Consider the following 1639-nt stretch of genomic DNA (forward strand, 5'->3'; position numbering starts at 1 on the left):
GGTCAATGTCCTGATCGGCGGCATCGCGCTCGGCCTCGCGGACGGACCGACCGAGGCGCACAAGGTCAACCTGGCCCGGATGCTGCTCAAGAACGTCGAGGCCGAGAGCTCGGAGTGGCCCAGCGAGATGCTCGATGTCCGCCGCGAGGCGGTCCGCGCCAAGTATGGAGCCCTCGTCGACCATGTGGTGGGGTTCAGCTGATGCTCGCCGCGATGTGCCGCGCCTACGGCCCGCCCGAAGGTCTCGTCGTCGAGCAGGTCCCCGACTTGATTCCGGGGCCCGGCCAAGTGGTGGTGCGGGTGCACGCGGCGGCGGTCAACTTCCCCGATGTGCTGCTGATCGACGGTAAATACCAGGTCAAGATTCCGCCGCCGTTCATTCCGGGTAGCGAGCTGGCCGGTGAGGTGATCGCCGTCGGCACGGGCGCATCGGTTCGGCCCGGCCAACGGGTCTCGGCCACAACGTTTGTCGGTGCGTTTGCCGAGCAGGCGCTGCTGCCCGCGGAGTCGGTGACCGCGATACCCGACACAGCCGACTACGCATCCGCGGCGGCCTTCGGAGTCACCTACCGCACCGCCTACCACGCGCTGCGGTCGATCGCCGAAGTCGGGCAGGGCGACTGGGTGGTGATCCTCGGCGCCGCCGGAGGCGTGGGATTGGCCGCGGTCGATCTCGCGGTGGCGATGAAGGCACGGGTGCTGGCCGCCGCGTCGAGCCCGGAGAAGCTCGAGCTGTGCCGCCAGCGCGGCGCCGAGGCGACGGTCGACTACGACCGCGAAGATCTGAAAACCCGCATCCGCGAGCTCACCGACGACGACGCCCACGCGGTGCTCGACCCCGTGGGCGGGCGCTACGCCGAGCCGGCCCTGCGCGCCCTGGCACGCGGCGGCACGTTCGTCACTCTGGGCTACGCTGCCGGCACGATCCCCGCCATCCCGCTGAATTTGGTCTTGCTCAAGGGAATCACCCTTCGCGGCATGGAGATTCGCACATTCATGAGCGATCACCCAGACGACTGCGCCCGTGACATGCGGGAGTTGACGCAGATGTTCGCCGACGGCACGATCCGGCCTTACATCGGCGCCCGGTTTCCGTTGGGCGACACCGCGGCGGGCCTACGGCTGGTGGCCGATCGCAAAGCGATCGGCAAGGTGGTCATCGACGTCACGGCGTGACGATGTTGAACGACGGGTCCGGCCGGTCAAAGACACCCAGGAACCGCACCAGGGCCGCTTGATCGCCGGAGATCGCGAAACCCGGAGAGTCGACGTCGCCGGACACTAGCCGGACCAGCCTAAAAGCGCTGTCCAGCTGGATAGTTGCGGAAGCGGTCGCCGAATCCGCAGGCACCTTGCGATGCACCAGCACCCCGTTCCGCAGAGCGAGCCGGTAGTTGACGTCGCGATCGGTCAGCGAGACATCGACGGCCAGGTCCAGATCCCATGCCCGCGGCCCGTTCACGCTGATCGCCATTCCGTCGAAGATCTGTTCCGGTGTCAGCTGGGCCATCAACGTCGGCGAGGACGGCTGCGCCGCAGTCCCGAAGTTGCCGCCGCGCAATTCGGTCGCTCCGGACAGGAAGAAGTTGCGCCAGGTCGCGTTCTCCGCGCCGTAGGCCAACTGCTCCAACGTCTCGGC

The 1639-nt window shown here is 67.8% G+C and carries 2 protein-coding genes and 1 pseudogene; 2 read left to right on the top strand and 1 reads right to left on the bottom strand.

The window, feature by feature from the left end:
- A pseudogene (locus AC2VOG_RS18400) lies at positions 1-202 on the top strand (acyl-CoA dehydrogenase family protein); the annotation flags it as partial.
- Positions 202-1176, top strand: coding sequence for an NADPH:quinone oxidoreductase family protein (locus AC2VOG_RS18405; protein ID WP_486941272.1), 975 nt, complete (start codon positions 202-204; stop codon positions 1174-1176). The pseudogene AC2VOG_RS18400 and the gene AC2VOG_RS18405, both read left to right, overlap by 1 nt.
- On the opposite strand, the gene AC2VOG_RS18410 is transcribed toward AC2VOG_RS18405, so the two are convergent.
- Positions 1166-1639: alkyl sulfatase C-terminal domain-containing protein (locus AC2VOG_RS18410; RefSeq protein WP_486941273.1), on the bottom strand; the 474-nt coding region annotated here is incomplete at its 5' end. The genes AC2VOG_RS18405 and AC2VOG_RS18410 overlap by 11 nt on opposite strands.

The organism is Mycobacterium sp. TH-M11 (genome assembly GCF_057473725.1).

Bases quoted from the DNA above. Each gene is read 5' to 3' on its own strand.
- AC2VOG_RS18405 (WP_486941272.1), top strand. From the start codon at position 202: ATGCTCGCCGCGATGTGCCGCGCCTACGGCCCGCCCGAAGGTCTCGTC.